General features: G+C 72.8%; 15 protein-coding genes and 1 pseudogene. 14 read left to right on the forward strand and 2 right to left on the reverse strand.

All coding sequences use genetic code 11. The features are described 5' to 3' along the window. Positions 1–77: 77 nt before the first annotated feature. Genes EQG70_RS00160 through EQG70_RS00190 form a run of 7 tightly spaced genes read left to right on the forward strand, consistent with a single transcriptional unit; the run spans position 78 to position 6,716 of the window. Complete coding sequence (locus EQG70_RS00160) at positions 78–3,005, forward strand: DUF4040 family protein (protein WP_109268885.1); 2,928 nt, start codon at positions 78–80, stop codon at positions 3,003–3,005. Beyond that, the gene (locus tag EQG70_RS00165) at positions 3,005–3,451 is read left to right on the forward strand and encodes a sodium:proton antiporter (protein ID WP_052132767.1); all 447 of its coding nucleotides are present in this window, start codon (positions 3,005–3,007) and stop codon (positions 3,449–3,451) included. The genes EQG70_RS00160 and EQG70_RS00165 overlap by 1 nt, the downstream gene beginning before the upstream one ends. Further along, the gene (locus tag EQG70_RS00170; RefSeq protein WP_109268884.1) at positions 3,448–4,953 is read left to right on the forward strand and encodes a monovalent cation/H+ antiporter subunit D family protein; all 1,506 of its coding nucleotides are present in this window, start codon (positions 3,448–3,450) and stop codon (positions 4,951–4,953) included. Before EQG70_RS00165 ends, EQG70_RS00170 begins: the two co-directional genes overlap by 4 nt. Continuing rightward, positions 4,950–5,369: a Na+/H+ antiporter subunit E gene (locus tag EQG70_RS00175; protein WP_109268883.1), complete on the forward strand. Its 420-nt coding sequence runs from the start codon at positions 4,950–4,952 to the stop codon at positions 5,367–5,369. The genes EQG70_RS00170 and EQG70_RS00175 overlap by 4 nt, the downstream gene beginning before the upstream one ends. After that, on the forward strand, positions 5,366–5,623 hold the full coding sequence (locus EQG70_RS00180; RefSeq protein WP_095650023.1) for a monovalent cation/H+ antiporter complex subunit F: 258 nt from the start codon (positions 5,366–5,368) through the stop codon (positions 5,621–5,623). The genes EQG70_RS00175 and EQG70_RS00180 overlap by 4 nt, the downstream gene beginning before the upstream one ends. Next, positions 5,620–6,021, forward strand: coding sequence for a cation:proton antiporter (locus tag EQG70_RS00185; RefSeq protein WP_095650022.1), 402 nt, complete (start codon positions 5,620–5,622; stop codon positions 6,019–6,021). Before EQG70_RS00180 ends, EQG70_RS00185 begins: the two co-directional genes overlap by 4 nt. Further along, complete coding sequence (locus EQG70_RS00190; RefSeq protein WP_172604896.1) at positions 6,018–6,716, forward strand: MOSC domain-containing protein; 699 nt, start codon at positions 6,018–6,020, stop codon at positions 6,714–6,716. The genes EQG70_RS00185 and EQG70_RS00190 overlap by 4 nt, the downstream gene beginning before the upstream one ends. Here the strand turns inward: EQG70_RS00190 and EQG70_RS18030 are convergent. Next, complete coding sequence (locus tag EQG70_RS18030; protein WP_148669345.1) at positions 6,709–7,389, reverse strand: hypothetical protein; 681 nt, start codon at positions 7,387–7,389, stop codon at positions 6,709–6,711. The genes EQG70_RS00190 and EQG70_RS18030 overlap by 8 nt on opposite strands. Positions 7,390–7,462: 73 nt before the next feature. Here EQG70_RS18030 and EQG70_RS00200 point away from each other — a divergent pair, with 73 nt between their 5' ends. From EQG70_RS00200 to EQG70_RS00215, 4 genes are all read left to right on the forward strand, one after another. Next, positions 7,463–7,951: a MarR family winged helix-turn-helix transcriptional regulator gene (locus tag EQG70_RS00200; RefSeq protein ID WP_017831721.1), complete on the forward strand. Its 489-nt coding sequence runs from the start codon at positions 7,463–7,465 to the stop codon at positions 7,949–7,951. Positions 7,952–8,012: 61 nt separating this feature from the next. Further along, positions 8,013–8,504, forward strand: a complete 492-nt coding sequence (locus EQG70_RS00205; RefSeq protein WP_232035218.1) for a DoxX family protein — start codon at positions 8,013–8,015, stop codon at positions 8,502–8,504. Positions 8,505–8,745: 241 nt separating this feature from the next. Then, a complete protein-coding gene (locus EQG70_RS00210; protein ID WP_232035361.1) occupies positions 8,746–10,593 on the forward strand; it encodes an ABC transporter ATP-binding protein in 1,848 nt (615 codons plus the stop codon). Positions 10,594–10,596: 3 nt separating this feature from the next. Continuing rightward, complete coding sequence (locus EQG70_RS00215; protein ID WP_017831724.1) at positions 10,597–11,166, forward strand: DUF421 domain-containing protein; 570 nt, start codon at positions 10,597–10,599, stop codon at positions 11,164–11,166. A gap of 15 nt (positions 11,167–11,181) precedes the next feature. Here EQG70_RS00215 and EQG70_RS00220 read toward each other — a convergent pair whose 3' ends face one another. After that, positions 11,182–12,189, reverse strand: a complete 1,008-nt coding sequence (locus EQG70_RS00220) for an AsnC family protein (protein ID WP_109268882.1) — start codon at positions 12,187–12,189, stop codon at positions 11,182–11,184. Between the two features lie 162 nt (positions 12,190–12,351). Between EQG70_RS00220 and EQG70_RS00225 the strand changes: the two are divergent. The 3 genes and pseudogenes from EQG70_RS00225 (at position 12,352) to EQG70_RS00235 (ending at position 15,188) form a co-directional block, all read left to right on the forward strand. Continuing rightward, a pseudogene (locus tag EQG70_RS00225) lies at positions 12,352–13,106 on the forward strand (DUF5058 family protein). A 74-nt stretch (positions 13,107–13,180) separates the two neighbouring features. Beyond that, complete coding sequence (locus EQG70_RS00230; RefSeq protein ID WP_109268881.1) at positions 13,181–13,933, forward strand: hypothetical protein; 753 nt, start codon at positions 13,181–13,183, stop codon at positions 13,931–13,933. A 28-nt stretch (positions 13,934–13,961) separates the two neighbouring features. Beyond that, a complete protein-coding gene (locus EQG70_RS00235; RefSeq protein ID WP_109268880.1) occupies positions 13,962–15,188 on the forward strand; it encodes an amidohydrolase in 1,227 nt (408 codons plus the stop codon). Positions 15,189–15,209: the final 21 nt, after the last annotated feature.

The following is a 15,209-nucleotide window of genomic DNA, read 5'->3' on the forward strand; positions in this document are numbered from 1 at the left end:
ACACCGGCCGGTGCGGCCGGTCAGTCGACGGCCGAGTCCACCTCGTTCCCATCCCACCGACCGGACGGTTGCCAGGCGTGTCCCTCCTGATCATTCTTGCTCTCTCCACCCTGCTGTGCCCTGCGGCGGCCGTCCTGGGCCGCCGGGCGGGCCGTGACGCCGGCTGGCCGCTCGCCGCGGGCCTCCTCGTGCTCGCCGGTGCGCTGGTCGCGGTGTGGAACGGCCGGGGGGACGCCGACGCGGTCTCCCAGCAGATCCCGTGGATGCCGACCCTGGGCGTGACCTTCCACCTGCGGCTCGACGGGCTCGGGCTGTTCTTCGGCCTCATCGTGCTGGTCATCGGCGCGGTGGTCATCGGCTACTCGGCCCGCTACCTCGCCAAGGGCTCGCACAGCGCCTTCTACACCCTCATGACGTTCTTCGCCGCGGCGATGCTCGGGCTGGTCCTGGCCGACGACGTGGTCCTGCTGTTCGTGATGTGGGAGTTCACCACGCTGTGCTCCTTCCTGCTCATCGCCCGCTCCGGCCCGCACGCCAAGGACCCGGCGATCCGGACCTTCCTGGTGACCATGGCCGGCGGGCTGTGCCTGCTCGCCGCGGTGGTCGCGATGTGGGTGGCCACCGGCACCACGCGCCTCAGCGACATCCTCGTCGACGACGTGTGGTCCACGTCCCCCGGGTTCGCCGCGTTCGTCGCGGTGCTGATCGCCCTCGCGGCCTTCACCAAGTCCGCGCAGTTCCCCTTCCACGCCTGGCTGCCCGACGCCATGGTCGCGATCACCCCCGTGAGCGCCTACCTGCACGCGGCGGCCATGGTGAAGGCCGGCATCTACCTCATGCTGCGCTTCTCCACGGCCCTCAGCGAGGTGCCGGTGTGGAACGTCCTGCTGATCTCCGTGGGTCTGTTCACCGCCCTGATGGGGGCGGTGTTCGCGCTGCAGCGCAACGACCTCAAGGAGCTGCTCGCCTACTCCACCGTGAGCCAGCTGGGCTTCCTGACGGCGACCATCGGCATCGGCACCTCCTACGCGGTGGTGGGGGCCGTGGTGCACGTGGCGGCCCACGCGCTGTTCAAGTCGGCGCTGTTCATGTCCCTGGGGGTGGTCGACCACCAGGCCGGCAGCCGGGACATCCGCAAGCTCTCCGGGCTGGCGCGGACGATGCCCGTCACGGCCGTCGTGATGACGCTCGCGGCGGTCTCCATGGCCGGGGTCGTCCCGCTGTTCGGGTTCGTCTCCAAGGAAGCCATGTTCAAGGCCATGGCGGAGAGCCCGGCGCCCACCGCGGCGGTGTGGCTCGTGGGCGCCGTGGCGGTCCTGGCCGCGTCCTTCACCTTCGCCTACTCGGCCCGGATGATCATCACGATCTTCCCCGGCCGCCCCGCCCAGGACCCGCCGAAGGAGGCCTCCGCGGCCTTCCTGGCGCCCGTGGCCCTGGTCTCCGTGGCCGGTCTGGTGCTGGGGCTGGCCGGTGTGCTGGCCGAGCCGCTGCTCGGTGCCGCCGCCGCCGCCGTGGCCGGGCCCGACGCCGAGCCCCACCTGGGGCTGTGGCACGGCCTCGCCCCCGAGCTGTACATGTCCGTGGCGGTCTTCACCCTGGGCACGATCCTGGTGCTCGCCCGGAGGAGCGTGGACCGGCTCCTGGACCGGGAGCTGTCGCCCATCACCGGGGTGGGCACGGTCGAGGCGCTGCGCGGCGGCTCCGTTGCCCTGGGCGCGTGGATCGGCGGCCTCACCCGCGCCGACGCCCCCTACCGGCACCTGGTCCCGCCCGTGGTCGTGCTGGTGGCGCTGACGGTCGTCGGCGTGTTCACGGTCGACGTCCCGCCGCTGCACGGGGACGTGACGCGCCCCCTGGACTGGGTCCTGCTCGGCGTGGTCCTGGTCGGGGTGCTCCTGGCCCTGGGCGTGCGCAGCCGGATCGCCCTCGTGACGATCATCGGCGTGGTGGGCTTCGCGGTCGCGCTGTGGTTCTACGAGCTCGGCGCCGCGGACGTGGCGCTGACCCAGCTGCTGGTCGAGATCCTCACCGTGGTGGTGATCGTCCTGCTGCTCAACCGACTGCCCTCCACCTTCCACCGGACCGGGAAGCGGCGGTCGACCACGGCGGCCGTCGTCGCGGTCCTCGCGGGCACCTCCGCCGCCGTGGCCACGTGGGCGCTCACCGGCCGGCGCGGGCTCTCGGACGCGGGCCAGTACTTCCTCGCGGAGGCCAAGACGGAGACCGGCGGGTCGAACGTGGTGAACACGATCCTCGTGGACTTCCGCGCCCTGGACACCCTCGGTGAGCTGACCGTCCTGGGCGTGGCCGGCATCGCGATCGTCGTGGCCCTGGAGTCGCGGGGGCTTCTGCCCAAGCTGCACAGCCCCATCACGGAGCCGCCCGGGTCGCCGATCAGCGACGCCGGGGACAACACCATGGTCCTGCGGGTCACCGAGCGCCTGCTCGGGCCGGTCATCGTGGTCCTGTCCCTCTTCTTCCTGCTCCGCGGGCACTACCAGCCCGGCGGCGGGTTCATCGCGGCCCTCATCGGTGCCGCGGGCATCTCCCTGGTCTATCTCTCGGCGCAGGACGACCGGGTCAGCCGGCTGGGCGTGCCCTACGTGAAGCTCATCGGCGCCGGGGTCGCCGTGGCGGTGGTCGTGGGCCTCCTGGGCCTGGCCGAGGGCTCGTTCCTGCGCGCCCTGCACTTCGACGTGTTCGGGGTCGCGATCACCACGGCGCTGTTCTTCGACGTCGGCGTGTACCTGGCGGTGGTCGGCGTGATCCTGGCCGCGGTCAGCCGTCTCGGCGTGGAGGAGAAGGAACCACCGCCCCTGCGGCGGGTGGGCTCCACCGCGGTGGACGGTCCCGCCCCCCGCCCGACCCCCACCACGGACGAGCCGCACCACCCCAGCACGGCGCCCATGGACCTCAGCAGCATCCGGGTCCTCGACCGGAGTTCCGGACGGCCTTCCGGGGCGTCCGCCGAGCACCCCGACCGACCCCGAGGAGACGATTCCTGATGGCACTCGCACTGACCGTGGGCGTGCTCATCGGGGGCGGCGTGTTCATGATGCTGCGACGCGGCATGGTCCGCCTGATCATCGGCTTCGCCCTCCTCAGCCACGGGGTGAACCTGCTGATCATGTCCACCGGCGGCATCGACCGCCGCGGTGAGCCCCTCGGTTACTCCCCGGATCCGGCGACCACGGCGGACGCCCTGCCGCAGGCCTTCGTGCTGACGGCGATCGTCATCGCGTTCGCCATCACCATGTACATGCTCGTGCTCGCCGTGACCGGCGACGAGGACGACGACACCGATCTCGAGCTCACCGGCCGGGAGATGGAGACCCCTGACCTGATGGACGACCCCGCAGACAGCGCCGCGACGCACGGTGACGCCCCCACGGACCCGGATCCGGTGGGCACCCGCCCCGAGCGGCGCCCGGGGCGGGGTGGTCGCGCATGAGCGCGGACCTGATCCCGTTCTTCGTCATCGTCCCGCTGCTGGCCGCCGGTCTGCTGGTGCTCGCCGGCGGCTCCGGGCGGATCGGCAAGGCGGGGCTGCTCGCCGTCCTCGGGGCGGACGTGGTGTGGGCCGTGTGGCTCGTGGCCACCCTCCTGGACGGCGGCACCGTGCTGGCCCACCGGATCAGCGGCTGGCCCGCCGGCATCGCCATCCCCTTCGCGGCCGATCTGTTCACCGCCCTCATGCTCACCGCGACTGGTTTCGTGACCCTGGTCAGCTCCTGGTTCGGGGTGGTCTCGGGGCAGGCGGAGAAGCGCTACTTCGGCCCCCTGGTGCTCGTGCTCACGGCCGGCTTCAACGGAGCCCTGCTCACGGCGGACCTGTTCAACCTGTTCGTGTTCATCGAGGTCATGCTCGTGCCGTCCTACGCGCTGATCATCCTGGCCCACCGCGGCCGGGGACGGCTGATGCAGGTCACGTCCTCGCGGATCTACGTGAGCGTCAACCTGCTGGCCTCCACGATCTTCCTCGCGGGGGTGGGGCTCGTCTACGGCACGGCCGGCACCGTGAACCTCGCCGAGCTGGCGGGCCGGGCCGCGGAGTCCACCGCCGTGGCCGTGTCGGTCGCCGTTGCTCTCACCGCCCTGGCCGTGAAGGCGGCGGTGGTCCCCGTGCACGGGTGGCTGGCGCGCACCTACCCCTTCATGTCGCCCACCGTCACCGCCCTGTTCTCGGGGCTGCACACGAAGATCGCGGTCTACGCGATCTACCGGATCTACGCCGTGATCTTCGACGGCGCGGAGCAGTACCTGTGGATCGGGCTGGTGGTCTTCACCGTCTCGATGGTGGTCGGTGTGCTCGGCGCCGTGGGGGAGCGGGACGCGCGGGCGATCCTCGCCTACTCCACCGTGAGCCAGATCGGCTACATCCTGCTGGGCGTCGCCCTGTTCGGGGCCGCCGGACTCACCGCGGGCATCTTCTTCCTGCTGCACCACACGGTGGTGAAGGTGTCCCTGTTCCTGTCCACCGGCGCGGTGGAGATCGCCTACGGGCGGCAGCCGCTGGGCGAGGTCACGGGACTGCTGCGGCGGGAGCCGCTCACCGCCGTGGTGTTCTTCGCCGCCGCCATGTCCCTGACCGGCATCCCGCCGTTCTCGGGGTTCGTGGCCAAGCTGGCGCTGATCCTGGCCGCGTTCGAGGAGCAGCAGGTCGTGGTGGCCCTCGTGGCGGTCGGCGTCAGCCTGTTCACGCTCCTGTACCTGCTCAAGATCTGGGGGAAGATGTTCCTGGGGAATCCGGAGGACTCGTCGAGCGAGGTCGTCGCCGCGGTCGGCTCGAAGGAGCGCCGCATCCCGGTGGGCCTCATCGCACCGGCCCTCGTCCTGGCGGTCGTCACCCTCGTCCTCGGCGTGGGCGGTGAGCTGCTGCTGGGCGTCGCCGCCACGGCGGCGGACGGGCTCGTGGACACCAGCGCGTTCGTGGAGGCGGTGGTGAACTCGTGAAGTGGTTGACCTGGCCGCTGCGCCTGATCGGCTTCCTGCTCTGGTACGCCTGGGAGCTGGTCCTCTCCAACGCCGCGGTGACCCGCGACGTGCTCACCCCGGGCCAGGGGTCCTCGCCCATCGTGGTCCGCTACCGGACCCGGTGCCGCAGCGAGTTCGAGACGGTCCTGCTCAGCGTGCTCATCACCCTGACCCCGGGGACGCTGACCCTGGCCACCGTGGCCCGGCCCCGGGAGGATGCGGACCAGCTCGCGTCCGACGGGGGCGCGGGGGACGACGGGGCCGCCGGCACGGAGGAGTACGACATCTTCGTGCACGCCATGTACTCGGACGGACCGCAGGACGCCCGGTCGGGCCTGCAGGAGATGGAGACCCACATGCTGAACGGCATCCGACCGGGAGGGGCACCCCGATGATCGGCATCCTCTTCGGCGTGCTGGTGCTCGCCGCCTCCGTCCTCGTCGCCGGGGTGCGGATGTTCCGCGGACCCAACGACGCCAACCGGGCCATCGCCGCGGACCTGCTGTTCTTCTCCGTTGTGGGGCTCATCGCCCTGTTCGGCGTGCTGGCGATGAGCCCTCCGGTCTTCGACCTGGTCCTCATCGCCACCCTCGTGGGCTTCCTGGCGACCCTGTCCCTGGCCCGCGCACTGACCAAGGGGAGGCGATGACCGTGGACTTCGACCCGATCATGCACGACACCCTGTGGATGAGCGTGGTGGGGCAGGCGTTCATCGTCCTGGGCTCGCTGATCTTCCTCACCGCCACGGTGGGGATCATCCGGTTCCCCGACCTCTACACCCGGTCCTCGGCGATCGCCACGGCCGCGGGCCTCGGCGTCTCGTTCGTCCTCACCGGGGCGTTCTTCTTCCTGCCCGGCGTGGAGAACGCGGTGAAGCTGCTCGCCGCGGTGGTCCTGCAGCTCGTGACCTCGGCCGTGGGCAGCATGGCGCTGGCCCGGTCCGGGTACCTCATCGGCTCGGCCGTGTACTCCCCGACCCACCACAACGAGCTGGAGGAGCGCACCGGGGACGAGGCCGGACGCCCCGGCGAGGACGTCCGGCCGTGACCGGACGCGTGCACAGCGTCAACGTGGGACGCTCCGGGGTCAATCCCGCCCGGCCGAACCGTTCCACCGGCATCCACAAGCGCCCTGTGGACGGACCGGTGGAGGTCCGCGATCCGGGCCCCCGCAGGGGCGGTCTCGGCTCGGGCCTGGCCGGGGACTTCATCGGGGACGGCAAGTACCACGGCGGCACGGACCAGGCCGTGTACGCGTTCGCGCGCGAGGAGCTGGACTTCTGGGCGCAGGAGCTGGGGCGGGAGATCCCCGACGGCTCCTTCGGGGAGAACCTCACGCTCTCGGGCGTCGACGTCGACGACGCCCGGCTGGGCGACGTCTGGCGCATCGGCGGGGTGCTGCTGCAGGTCACGGACGCCCGCATCCCCTGCGGCACGTTCCGCGCGAGCATGGAGGTCCGCGGCTGGCTGCGCCGCTTCACGGAGCGGGGCCGCTCCGGGGCCTATCTCAAGGTCCTGGAGCCGGGCACGCTGCGGGCCGGTCTGCCGGTCGAGCTCGTCCGCCGCGCCGGGCACGGGGTGGGCGTGGCGGACGCCTTCCGGGCCCAGACCACGGAGCGGCACCGGATGCCGGAGCTGCTCCGGGCGGGGGAGGACCTGTGCGAGCAGCTCCGGCTGCGGGTCGAGAAGGAGCAGCGGGCGGCCGACCGGCGCGACGGCCGAGCCGCCACCGCCCTCAGTTGAGGGCTGCGCCCCGGTAGACCTGCGCGACCTGCTCCTCGGAGAGCCGGGTGTCGATCACGGTGGTGCCCTCCGGGTCGTCGCGCAGGAAACGGACGGGCCCGTGCGAGCCGGTCTCCAGGAGGAGCGCGGCGTCGGCGTCGTAGAGGGCCTCCACGGAGGTGCTGAAGCGCTCCCCCCGCACCGGGGTCACGGACAGCTCGAGCCGGGCGCGGACGCGGCCGCCGCCGGTCGCCGCGTCCGCCGCCGTGCTCCCGTCCGTGCGCCCGGCGGCGGACGCGTCCTGGGCGACCGGCTCGAGGGCGATCTCCCGGACGACGCCCACGCCGTGCTCCACGACGTTCGCCAGGCGGGCGCCCAGCCGGCCCTGCGCGGTGCTGAAGGCGCGCTTGAGCCGGGCCGTCCACCACAGGGCCGTGGCCACCAGCACCACGGCGACGAGGGCGAGGTAGAGCACCGAGCCGGACCGGGACCACTGCTGCCACAGCAGGACCACGGCGAGCGCGGTCAGCACCGGGACCACCAGCAGCAGCGACGTGCCCAGGCGCTCGCCCAGGGAGGGGCGGTCGGGCGCCCCGTCCTCGCCGGGAGCGGTGCGCAGCCGCCGCATGACCTGGACGTCGAAGTCGCGGTCGTCCGCGGGTACGGGCCGGGGCCAGGTGCCGAGGGAGTCCATGGGTTCCATTATGGGGCGCGCTCGGCGGACGCGTTCCCATGAGGCGTCAAGGACCGGCTCGTAGAATCGGGCCATGACCGAGACCCGATGGCTGTCCCCCGAGGAGCGCGAGGCCTGGCTGGCGCTCGTCTCCATCATGTTCACGCTGCCCGGCAGCATCGAGTCCCAGCTGCAGGCGGAGGCGGACCTCAGCCTGGCCGAGTACCTGGTGCTCGCGATGCTCTCGGAGGCCCCCGACCGGCGCCGGCGCATGTCGGACCTCGCGGCGGCCACCAACACCTCCCAGTCCCGGTTGTCCCGGATCGTCGCGCGTCTCGAGCGGGACGGCCTGGTGGTGCGCGCCGGCGGGGAGCAGGACAAGCGGGTGGTGCTCGCGGAGATCACCGACCGCGGCCTGGAGCGGGTCCAGCAGGTGGCCCCGGGGCACGTGGAGCACGTCCGGCGGACGGTGATCGACCGGCTGACGCCGGTGCAGGTCCAGCAGCTCGCGCTGATCGGCCGCATGGTCGACGACGCCGCGGCCGGCCCCACGGCCCGGGGACTGGCCTCGGATCAGCCGTGACACCGGGCCCCCTCCGCCCAAAAGCTTGACACGGAAAGTATCTGCCCCCTACTGTGGTGACATGTCCACAACACAGGTGCCGCAGCGCACGTCCTCCGTCCGTTCCTCCGCCCCCACCGTCCCCACCGCCGACTCCTCGGCCGCGACCCTCGGACTCACCGTCCTGCGCGTCGTCCTCGGCACCACGTTCCTCCTGCACGGCTGGCAGAAGGTCACCGAGTGGACCGTCGCCGGCACCCAGGCCTCCTTCGCCCAGATGGGCGTCCCGGCGGCCGAGCTCGCCGCGCCCCTCGCGGCCGTCCTCGAGCTCGTGGGCGGGCTGATGCTCCTCCTGGGGCTCGGCACCCGCGTGGTCGCCGCCCTGCTCGCCCTGACCATGCTGGGCGCCCTCGTGCTGGTGCACCTTCCCGCGGGGTTCTTCGCCGCCGACGGCGGGATCGAGCTCGTCCTGCTCCTCGCCGCCGCGTCCGTCCTCTTCGTCCTGGCCGGTGCCGGCCGCTGGTCGCTGGACCACCTGGTCGCGGCGCGGCGCCGCCGGTCCGCCCGGGCCTGACCCCTCCCGCGCCGGAGCGACCCGCCCCCGCCCGCAGCATTCTGCGGCGCGGGGCCCGTCGTCGTCCGTCGTGCGGGGCTCCTCCGGCGGGCTGCGGCGGGCGGGCGCGGACGTGTCGGCGCGGCCGCGTAAAATCGGTGGCGGCGCGGCGCGCACGACCACCACGGTGCCGCGTCTGGTGCAGCGCGGGCGATCCCCGCAGATCGGGGTTGGCCGCATGAGCATGCAGAACTCGCCGTACATGGTGCTGTGGCGCACCGTCCAGGGTCAGGACGTCAAGGACCGGAAGATCGACCGGGGCACGCTCCGGCGCATCGTCGTCTTCGCGCGCCCGCACAAGACCAGGCTCACGGTGTTCCTGGTGATCTCGGTGCTCACGGCGCTGCTGGGCGTGGTCACCCCGATCCTGGCCGGCGACGTGGTCCGTGCGATCAACGCCGGGGACGCGGTCTCCGTGGTGGTCTGGCTCGCGGTGGCCATCGCCGCCGTGGCGGTCGTGGACGCGGGGCTGAGCATCCTCAACCGGTGGCTCTCCTCCCTGATCGGCGAGGGGCTCATCCTGGACCTGCGCACCGCCGTCTACGACCACGTGCAGCGGATGCCGATCGCCTTCTTCACCCGCACGCGCACCGGGGCCCTGGTCTCCCGGCTCAACAACGACGTCATCGGCGCCCAGCGGGCGTTCTCCAACACGCTCTCCGGCGTGGTGAGCAACATCGTCTCCCTGATCCTGACCGTCGTCGTCATGGTCTCGATCTCGTGGCAGGTCACCGCGCTGTCCGTGCTTCTGCTGCCGATCTTCCTGGTCCCGGCCCGGGCCATGGGCGGGCGCCTGGCGAACCTCCAGCGGGAGGCGGCCCAGCACAACGCGTCCATGTCCACGCAGATGACCGAACGGTTCTCCGCCGGCGGCGCCACCCTGGTCAAGCTCTTCGGCCGGCCCGACGCCGAGGCCGCCGAGTTCGCCCGCCGTGCCGGCCGCGTCCGGGACATCGGCGTGCGGGTGGCGATGCTGCAGACCGTGTTCGTCACGGCCCTGACGCTGGTCTCGGCGCTCGCCCTGGCGCTCGTCTACGGGCTCGGCGGCGCGCAGGCGATCCTCGGCAACCTGGACGCCGGCGCGGTCGTGACCCTCGCCCTGCTCCTCACCCGGCTGTACACCCCGCTGACCATGCTCGCGAACGCCCGGATGGACGTCATGAGCGCCGTGGTGAGCTTCGAGCGGGTCTTCGAGATCCTCGACCTCGTCCCCCTGATCCAGGAGCGGCCCGGGGCCCGGTCGCTGCCCGCCGGGCCCGCGTCGGTGGAGTTCGACGACGTCCGGTTCGCCTACCCCTCCGCCGAGGAGGTCTCGCTCGCCTCGCTCGAGGACGTCGCGGTGCTCGACACCCGGGGCGGCGAGGAGGTGCTGCACGGCGTGGGCTTCACCGTCCTGCCGGGGCAGACGGTGGCCCTCGTGGGGTCCTCCGGCGCGGGCAAGTCGACGATCGCCCAGCTCGTGGCCCGGCTCTACGACGTCACCTCGGGGGCCGTCCGGATCGGGGGCACGGACGTGCGGGACGCCACCTTCGCCTCGCTGCGGGAGACCATCGGGATGGTGACCCAGGACGGGCACCTGTTCCACGAGTCGATCCGGGACAACCTCGCCCTGGTGAAGCCGGAGGCCACGGACGAGCAGCTGTGGGACGCCCTGGCCCGGGCCCGCATGGAGCACGTGATCCGTGCCCTCCCGGACGGGCTGGACACCGTGGTGGGCGAGCGCGGCTACCGGCTCTCCGGCGGCGAGCGGCAGCGGCTGACCATCGCCCGCCTGCTGCTCGCGGCCCCGCGCGTGGTGATCCTCGACGAGGCCACCTCGGCGCTGGACTCCACCAACGAGGCCTACGTCCAGGCGGCACTGGGCGAGGCGATGGAAGGGCGCACCGCCCTGGTCATCGCCCACCGGCTCTCGACCATCCGCTCCGCCGACCAGATCCTGGTGGTCGAGGACGGCCGGATCGTGGAGCGGGGCCGGCACGCCGAGCTCCTCGCCGTGAGCGGGCGCTACGCGGAGCTCTACGAGACGCAGTTCGCGGACCAGGAGGTCTGACCGGTGCTCGACGACGCCGTGGCGCGCCTCGGCGTGGACGCCCCGGGGGCGCTGGCGGTGGTGGCCTCGGCGGTGGGGATCTACCTGGCGTTCCTGCTCATGGTGCGGGTCCTGGGGCAGCGCGTGCTGTCCCGGCTGTCGACCTTCGACGCGGTCGTGGTGGTCATGCTCGGTGCCGTGGCCGGGCGCGCGGTCCTGGGGGACACGCCCACGCTCGCCGCGGGCGTGCTGGGGCTCGGCACGCTGTTCGCGCTCGAGGCGGGCTTCGGCCGGCTCCGCGCGGGGATCCGCGTGTCGGCGCTGATGAACAACCGGGCGGTGCTGCTGATGGCCGGCGAGCGGGTCCTGGAGGCCAACCTCCGCCGGGTCCACGTGGTGGAGTCCGAGCTCTTCGGTGCGCTGCGGGGCGCCGGGGTGCGCAGCCCCGACGAGGTCGCGTGCGTGGTCTTCGAGGCCGCCGGCACGATCAGCGTCCTCCGGCGCGGCACGCCGGTCGACCCCCGGCTGCTCGAGGGCGTCCGGGACGCCCACCTGGTCCCGGCGGACCTCCTGCGGGAGCCGGGCCGGGGCTGAGGACCGCGCACGGCGTCACGGGGCGGCCCGACCGAGCTCGGTCACCACCTCGCCGGTCGCGGTCGAGTCGTCGCGCAGCATCCAGCCCATGCGCTTGTGGGTCCGCACCCCCACGTCGGACTCGACCACCTGGACCCCCGGCGCGGCGGCCTGCAGCTCCGCCTCCACGTCGAAGATGTCCCCGGGGGTGCGCAGCCAGAGCAGGAAGGTGAGGTTGGTGTCGCCCGTGGTCGAGGCGCACAGGCGCAGCGTCCGGTGGGAGCGCAGGTAGCGCACGGCCGCCTCGAGCTGCGCCGGCGGCACCCGGACGTACCACTGGCAGGACACCGGGTAGCCGGAGTGCTGCTGGGCCAGTTCGCAGCGGAGAGCCACGAGGCCGGTCTCGAGCGCCTGGCGCAGGTGCCGGGCCGCCGTCGTCGGGTGGGTCCCGGTCGCGGCGGCGATCTGCGCGGCGGTGGCCCGCCCGTCGGCCTGGAGCACGGCCGTCATCTCCTCGAGGTGAGCGGGGACGGCGCCGTGCGGGCGGTGCGCCTCCGAGCGCAGTGCGCTCACGCGGCGCTGCTGCTCCGGGGACAGCACGTCCAGGCGCCAGTTGCTGCCGATGGCGTGGAGCCGGGTGGCCACCGTGAGCTGGGCCCGCAGGATCGCCGGATCGGCGCGCACCAGCGGCAGCACGTCCCGGGTCATCTGCTCCCAGCTGCGGGTGAGGACGGTGAGCCGGACGTCCCAGGCGCGCGCGGACTCCTCCACGGTGCCGATCTCCGGGACGGCGCACAGCCGCTCCAGCACCTCCGCCCGGCGGCCCGGGCGGCACTCGAGGCCGATGAAGGTGGCGCAGCCCTGCGTGCCGGAGGTGCCCAGGTGGGCGGTGACCCAGCTGCGGCCGTCGGCCCGGAGCCGGTCCCAGCGGGCGGCCAGCGTGGTGGGGTGGCGGCCGAGCGCGGCCCCCAGCTGGGTCCAGGACGCCCGCGGCGCAATCTGCAGGGCGTGCACGAGCTCGAGGTCCTCCGGTGGTAGCTCCATGCTCGTTCCTTCGGTCGAGAGTGCATTCGGTGCAGTTTATCGAAGATCTCCAATGAGAGTGATCGGCGTCACGTCACGCTCGGAGCAGATGTCCGCCGGCGACGGACTCCTCGTGGCCCCGCCTCTCCTTCCCCGCCGATCCGACCACCTCCGGGAGTTCCCATGAACCTGCGCACCGCTGTTGACGGCGCCTCCACCGACATCCTGTCCGTGGCCAACCTGCCCGTGCTGTGGATCTGCGCCCTCGGCGTCTTCGCCGTCATCGTCGTGCAGACCGTCATCTACGTCCGGGCCGCCCGTGTGGCGGCCCCCGCCGCCGGGGTGAGCCCGGCGGAGCTGAGGACCTCCTTCCGCGCCGGGGCGGTCTCGGCGATCGGGCCGTCCCTGGCCGTGGCCCTGGTGGCCGTCGCGCTGCTGACCGTCTTCGGCGCTCCCGCCGTGCTGGTGCGGATCGGGCTGATCGGGTCGGTGTCCTTCGAGACCGGTGCGGCCAGCATCGCCGCGGGAACCATGGGGGCCGACCTGGGCGGCCCGACGTACACGCAGGCGTCTTCGCCGTGGCGTTCATGGCGATGAGCCTGGGCGGGGCGATGTGGATGCTCGCCACGCTGGTCCTCACCCCGCTGCTCAAGCGCGGCGACGTCAGCCTGCGCAAGGTCAACCCCGCCGTGATGACCGTGGTCCCCGGGGCGGCCCTGCTCGGGGCGTTCTTCGCCCTCGGGCTCGGGGAGCTGCCGAAGTCGGGCAACCACGTGGTGGCCTTCCTCGCCTCCGCGGCCGTGATGGCGGTGTGCCTGGGCATCGCCAAGGCCCTCCGGGCGCAGTGGATCCGCGAGTGGGCGCTGGGCATCGCCATCCTGACCGCGCTGGTCGTCACCTACGCCACCGTCGGCGCCGGTGTCTTCCCGACCGCCTGAGACCGACCGTCTGAGACCGACCGCCTGAGCCCATGCCCGAGACCGTGCGTCAGACCCACCGAAGGACTTCTGCCATGACCACCGTGAACCCCGCCGCCGTCCCCGCCCTGGAGCAGTTCGACGCGACCACCGCCCGCTGGGGCCGGCTGACGATGATCGCCGGGCTGCTCTTCGCCCTGGCCGGCCCCGCCTACCTCGTGCTCTTCTCCGGCCTGGACGTGGACCAGGCCCGGATCTGGACCGCCCTGCTGGCCATCGCCGGCACCTTCGGGGTGCTCTGGATCGTGGAGCCGCTGACCTACTACCCGATCCTGGGCCAGGCCTCGATGTACCAGGCCTTCATGATCGGCAACATCTCCAACAAGCTGCTGCCCTCGGCGCTGATCGCCCAGTCCGCCATCGGCGCGAAGCCCGGCACCCGCCGCGGGGAGCTGGCGGCGGTGATGGCCATCAGCGGAGCGGCCATGGTGCACCTGGTCTCGCTGCTCGTCCTGGTCGGTCTCCTGGGCTCCTGGCTGGTGAGCGTCGTGCCCGCTGACGTCGTCGCCGTGGTCCAGACCTACATCCTGCCCTCGGTGCTGGGCGCGGTGCTCGTGCAGGCCGTCGTCTCGACCCGCAACCTGCGGATGACGGTGATCGCCGGCGTCGTCGCCGCGGTCGTCGTGTTCCTGCTGGTGCCGACCGTGCCCACCCTGGCGTTCTTCGGCACCGCCATCGCGGTGATCGCCACCGCTGTGCTGGCATGGTTCCTGCGCGACAGGTCGGCCGAGGCCGATCCCGTCGCGCCCCAGCCGGAGGCCTCCTCCGACGACCTCCGCATCGGCTAGCACCGTTCTCCCGAAAGGACCCCGCACCATGAGCACCACCACGGACCTCCAGCTGACCGACGACCTGCGCCGGCGGATGCACCTGCTGTACCGCGAGCTGCACGCCCACCCGGAGCTGTCCATGCAGGAGCACGCCACCGCGGCCCTGCTCGAGCAGCGGCTCACCGCCCTGGGCATCGAGAACTTCCGGTGCGGCGGCACCGGGGTGGTCGGGGTGCTGCGCAACGGGGACGGGCCCACGGTGGCCTTCCGCGCCGACACCGACGGCCTGCCCCTGGCCGAGGACACCGGTCTGGACTACGCCAGCACCGCCACCGGGCGGCTGGAGGACGGCACCGAGGTCCCCGTGATGCACGGGTGCGGCCACGACACGCACATGGCCGCCCTGCTGACGGCCGCCGAGCTGCTGGCCGGCGCGCGGGAGGCCTGGGCCGGGACCGTGGTGCTCGTGTTCCAGCCCGGGGAGGAGACCGCCGCCGGCGCCCGGGCGATGCTCGAGGACGGGCTGTGGGAGCGGGCGCCGCTGCCGGAGGTCGTCCTCGGCCAGCACGTGATGCCCTCCCGGGCCGGCACGGTCAGCTGGGCTGCGGGGGACGTCATGGCGATGGCCGACTCCTGGCGGGTCACCGTCCACGGCAAGGGGGCCCACGCGTCCCAGCCGCAGGACGCCACCGACCCGATCGTGCTCGGGGCGCACATGATCACCCGGATCCAGACCATCGTCTCCCGCGAGATCGACGCGCGCCGGGCCGCGGTGGTCACCGTGGCGACCTTCCACGGCGGGCTCAAGGAGAACATCATCCCGGCCTCGGCCGAGTTCACGCTCAACGTGCGCACCTTCGACCCCGCCGTCCGGGACCACGTCCTGGGCGCGCTGCGGCGCATCATCACCGCGGAGGCGGCGGCCTCGGGGGCCCCGGAGCCCACCATCGAGGAGCTCTCGACCTTCCCCCGCAACTACAACGACCCGGCGGCCACCGCTGCTCTCGTCGAGCGCTTCCGCGAGGTGCTGGGGGAGGACAACGTGGTGGAGGTCGAACCGATGATGGGCTCGGAGGACTTCGGGGCCCTCGGCGCGGCGATCGGGGTGCCCTCGGTGTTCTGGATGTTCGGCGGCCACGACGGAGCCGTCCTCGAGGGGGAGGGACCCGTGCCGGTGAACCACTCGCCGTTCTTCGCCCCGGCGATCGAGCCGACGCTCTCCACCGGGGTGCGGACCGCCCTCACCGCGATCCTCTCCCGCGTGGGCGGCTGACCCCTCCCGGGTCCCTGTCTG

The sequence above is a fragment of the Kocuria rosea genome, from assembly GCF_006094695.1.
Taxonomy (GTDB): domain Bacteria; phylum Actinomycetota; class Actinomycetes; order Actinomycetales; family Micrococcaceae; genus Kocuria; species Kocuria rosea.

Coding starts and splice junctions, on each gene's coding strand:
- EQG70_RS00165 (WP_052132767.1), top strand. CDS start 3,005: ATGGCACTCGCACTGACCGTGGGCGTGCTCATCGGGGGCGGCGTGTTC.
- EQG70_RS00170 (WP_109268884.1), top strand. CDS start 3,448: ATGAGCGCGGACCTGATCCCGTTCTTCGTCATCGTCCCGCTGCTGGCC.
- EQG70_RS00180 (WP_095650023.1), top strand. CDS start 5,366: ATGATCGGCATCCTCTTCGGCGTGCTGGTGCTCGCCGCCTCCGTCCTC.
- EQG70_RS00185 (WP_095650022.1), top strand. CDS start 5,620: ATGACCGTGGACTTCGACCCGATCATGCACGACACCCTGTGGATGAGC.
- EQG70_RS18030 (WP_148669345.1), bottom strand. CDS start 7,389: ATGGACTCCCTCGGCACCTGGCCCCGGCCCGTACCCGCGGACGACCGC.
- EQG70_RS00200 (WP_017831721.1), top strand. CDS start 7,463: ATGACCGAGACCCGATGGCTGTCCCCCGAGGAGCGCGAGGCCTGGCTG.
- EQG70_RS00205 (WP_232035218.1), top strand. CDS start 8,013: ATGTCCACAACACAGGTGCCGCAGCGCACGTCCTCCGTCCGTTCCTCC.
- EQG70_RS00210 (WP_232035361.1), top strand. CDS start 8,746: ATGGTGCTGTGGCGCACCGTCCAGGGTCAGGACGTCAAGGACCGGAAG.
- EQG70_RS00220 (WP_109268882.1), bottom strand. CDS start 12,189: ATGGAGCTACCACCGGAGGACCTCGAGCTCGTGCACGCCCTGCAGATT.
- EQG70_RS00230 (WP_109268881.1), top strand. CDS start 13,181: ATGACCACCGTGAACCCCGCCGCCGTCCCCGCCCTGGAGCAGTTCGAC.
- EQG70_RS00235 (WP_109268880.1), top strand. CDS start 13,962: ATGAGCACCACCACGGACCTCCAGCTGACCGACGACCTGCGCCGGCGG.